The organism is Corynebacterium sp. (assembly GCF_030530965.1).
In the GTDB taxonomy this organism is placed as follows: domain Bacteria; phylum Actinomycetota; class Actinomycetes; order Mycobacteriales; family Mycobacteriaceae; genus Corynebacterium.
On sequence record NZ_JAUMTY010000026.1, the window covers coordinates 23838 to 27336 of the forward strand.

Annotated in this window: 5 protein-coding genes; 1 reads left to right on the forward strand and 4 read right to left on the reverse strand. The window is 59.8% G+C overall.

Annotated elements, in window-relative coordinates; genetic code table 11:
• Positions 1 to 88: 88 nt before the first annotated feature.
• The 4 genes from Q3981_RS06335 to Q3981_RS06350 form a co-directional block, all read right to left on the reverse strand.
• A complete protein-coding gene (locus Q3981_RS06335; RefSeq protein WP_303124548.1) occupies positions 89 to 1408 on the reverse strand; it encodes a hypothetical protein in 1320 nt (439 codons plus the stop codon).
• A gap of 2 nt (positions 1409 to 1410) precedes the next feature.
• Positions 1411 to 1599, reverse strand: a complete 189-nt coding sequence (locus Q3981_RS06340; protein WP_012732449.1) for a DUF2273 domain-containing protein — start codon at positions 1597 to 1599, stop codon at positions 1411 to 1413.
• Positions 1600 to 1711: 112 nt separating this feature from the next.
• Complete coding sequence (locus tag Q3981_RS06345; RefSeq protein ID WP_303124549.1) at positions 1712 to 2176, reverse strand: hypothetical protein; 465 nt, start codon at positions 2174 to 2176, stop codon at positions 1712 to 1714.
• A gap of 121 nt (positions 2177 to 2297) precedes the next feature.
• Entirely contained in the window at positions 2298 to 2729 is a 432-nt protein-coding gene (locus Q3981_RS06350) for an Asp23/Gls24 family envelope stress response protein (RefSeq protein ID WP_041629601.1), read from the reverse strand.
• 564 nt (positions 2730 to 3293) lie between these two features.
• Between Q3981_RS06350 and Q3981_RS06355 the strand changes: the two genes are divergently transcribed.
• Positions 3294 to 3499, forward strand: a 206-nt coding sequence (locus tag Q3981_RS06355) for a hypothetical protein (protein WP_303124550.1), incomplete at its 3' end; no start/stop codon positions are given.

A 3499-nucleotide genomic window follows, 5' to 3' on the forward strand; every position in this document is an offset into this window, starting at 1 on the left:
GCAGGGTTGTCGGCCCGAGATTGGCCAATTCCGGCCTGAGCGTTGCCAGGTGTCGGTTCGTGTTCGGGTTTCAGTTGGTGTTTAGCCATTACTTCTGTCCCTTCCTCGAACCATCGTCAGCGTCGCGTCGTAACACAGGAATGCTGCGGTCTGAGCTCGGGGTTTTGCCCCCTGGGGTACCGACTGTCGACGGATACACCGTTCCGGGAGACACAACCGTCCGAATCTTCCGGGTGTCGCGCTCACGACGGCGCTGCGCCCGGGCAGCCCGCTCGGCTTCCTTAGCCTTCCGCTTCTTCGTCGCATCGGACTCCGCGAATGGCTGTGGCCAACCTGCACGAGCATGAGCAACAGCCTGCTTCTCGTCGTCCTCCAACGCCTGCATGACCTTGTGCTGGTCAACAGGCGTTTCGGGCGCCTTCGGGTGGGTGACCTCGGTCTTATTGACGGTGACCGGGGACGGCTTCAGCGGGTACGCGCGAACCGACTCGACGGGCATGGACTCCACCACGATGGGGTCGGTGCGTCGAGGCCCGATCTCTCCCACCAAGTGCGTGACCGGAATGCGCTTCGCGGTCGGAGTGATGCTCGGCGTGATCGGCGTCGGCGTCAGCGGAGGCTCCACTGGGCGCGAATGCGTAACAATGCGCTCGGTCTTCCGTGGTTTAGCGGAGGTATCCACATGCACAACGGGCGTGCGATCAACCGACGGATAGATAGTGGGCCTAATTGGCTCAGGTGTCACCGGAGACTGAACATCGGTGCTGTTCACCGAGATCGGAGTGAGTTCCTTCCGCGTGTGCACCGGCGGCACCGGCATAACCGGCGTGCGATGCGCAACGACGTCCTTGAACGGTTCGATCCGCGTGTGCTGCGGATGGATGAGCTCGGTAGCAGTCCGATTGACGTGCACGGGCGTGAGAGTGACATCTCCAAACGGCTTCGGATGAAGAAGCGACGTCACTTGCCTGTTCGTCGTGACTTCCCGCGTCTCTAGTGGCGACGCCGTTACGGCCTCAATGCTGGGCTCGTGTTGGCGTGCCGCAATGTCCTCAGAGGTCACGCGCGTCGGCTGGGAATTATCGACGTCACCCGGAACAACCGCTGCGACGGCCACGTCGGCTTTGATAACGGGAATGTCCGTGTATCGCTCGACCCAGGAGTGCAGCGCTTGCCGCGCGGAGGCGGCAACTTCCGTGACCGGCGACGGCCACCGAACGGCGATCTGCGCCACGATGGACATGGCGCGGTTCTCGGAGTCGAGATCGATCTCCCAGCGGGGGAGTTCGCGCCCCGTGACTTTGTCCAGTCCACTTGCGTGATGGATGCACCCGGGAACGGATGCTAGTGCTTGCTCAACAATCCGGCCCACGGCTTTCTCGGAGATAACTGTGGAGGGTTGAGGCATATTTAGCCCCTGCCTCGTCCGCCACTACGAAGCAGCGAACGCAGGTCTATGAGACCGTCATATTGTGCTCCGGCCAGGCCTCCGATAGCGCAGAATACGAGCACAAGGAGGAAGCCGGAAAATCCCTGGAGCATGATGGCGAGCGCCAGCATGAAGCCGACGACGACACCAATGGGAGTTGCGTATTTCATGATTTCACCTTCCTGGTGAAGATCCTTCCATGAAGGATAGGAGGGTTGGGTGGACTCGCAATCTGCGCCTTCTGTGGAGTGCAACCGGAGCGCCTTAGTTACCGGGGCGCCGTTACCGGGGCCGCGTACTAGTGGAGGCGTACCTCACCGCGCCCGGCATACCTTTCGGCAAGTGGGTCCGTACCGCGCGTGTCGTCCGTCGAGTCACCCGACGAATGCGCTTGACCACGCGTCGAGCGGTGGGTGCGGAGACCGCCACAGCCGCTGCGGCTGCAGCTCCAGCATCAAGATGGCCGTCGGCATCGGTGTGTCGACGGGCGATATCTTGTGCTCGATCCCAGTTCGCCCCCATCGACGTCGTTGGACGAGGAGTGGGAGCGTACCGATCCGCCCATTCGCGGTCGAGTTCGTCGAGTTTACGGATGAACACTTGTGCATCTCCGCCGCGATCGGGGTGATAGCGACGGATCAGTGTGCGACGTTGCGATATATAGGCGGGATCCTGCGTGTAATCCTTGCCCTCGCGTGAGCCAGCGGACGTGCGGTGGCCTTGGTGTGAGGAGCGGGAAGTGCTCACAGGATCCTTTCCATTGCTATGTCTGCACTGTTATGGCTGCACTATTTTGCCTGCGCGTGTACGGCTGCTGCCGGATAAGGCTACTTATGCCGGAGCATCCATAAAAGGTCAGTAGCGATTCCTACTGGACGCGGGGCTGCTCTTGCTCGTCGTCGTCCTCGTCGTCGTCATCGATGTCCAGGTGGACGTCGTGAACGGTGACGTTGACTTCGGTGACCTCGAGGCCGGTCATGGCTTCGACGGAAACGATGATGTTCTTGCGGATGGCCTCTGCGAGCTCGTGGATGGCAACACCGTACTCAGCGACGATGGAGATGTCGACGGCTGCCTGGCGGTCGCCGACCTCTACCGAAATACCCTGCTGGACGTTGACGCGGCCACCCGGGATGCGCTCGCGCAGTGCGCCGACCATGCGGGCGGTGCCACCACCGAGGTCGTGAACGCCGGAAACTTCGCGGGCTGCCATGCCGGCGATCTTGGAGACAACTGTGTCTGCAACGACGGTCTGACCGTGCTCGGTCTGGAGGGCGGAGGAGTTGTCGCTCTGAGCCACGGATGAGGACTGTGACTTAGCGAGATCCTTGGAGCCCTTGCTGCCGTTGTTCTGTTTGTTGGACGAGTCGCTCACGAAAATCTCCTTAAAGGATGGTTAGCTTCTAACAAGATGGGATGATCGGCCGAAAAGTACCGACAAAGTACTAAGCCTTAGTTTGCCTATTGAGATCATCTCAACGTTGTTAGTATAAATATGTTTTTGGGCCTTGTCCAGCCAAAACGTAGATTTTCTAGCGAAGTTCGGCCCCGCGGAACGGCAAAATAGCTTCGAACCTGCAGTTGTAATCGGAACGTTATTTAATTTCTTTCCCAACTTTTGCAGCACCCGCGCTGATCCCGCGCTGATCCCCTTATTGATAAAGCCCTCCCCGGGAGGAGCGGGACTATAGCCGACGTTGGTCTGGGTGGTTTAAGCCGACGGACATGGTCGGCGAATATGGCCGGCGTCGGTCGGGCGGTTGCCAACGAATATGGCCGGTGACTATGGCCGGCGTTGAGCCGCGTTCTTATTGCCGGCGGTTGACGTCCGCGAGGGGAGCGTGGTGGCGGTGGCATGGGGGATATGACCGAAGCCGATGCGGTCGGAATTTTGCCGCGCGAAGTACCGACGCACGGAAAACGAGCCGCTACACAGAAAACTGCGGGAAACCTACACCTGGAGCCGAAAAGTGCGGGGGAATATGCGGCCAAAAATAAAAGTGCGGGGGTGTATGGTCCATTTTCGGCAATTTTTATACCATATCCTCCATCAGTTTTCACCACAGACCC

Bases quoted from the DNA above. Each gene is read 5' to 3' on its own strand.
- Q3981_RS06335 (WP_303124548.1), bottom strand. From the start codon at position 1,408: ATGCCTCAACCCTCCACAGTTATCTCCGAGAAAGCCGTGGGCCGGATT.
- Q3981_RS06340 (WP_012732449.1), bottom strand. From the start codon at position 1,599: ATGAAATACGCAACTCCCATTGGTGTCGTCGTCGGCTTCATGCTGGCG.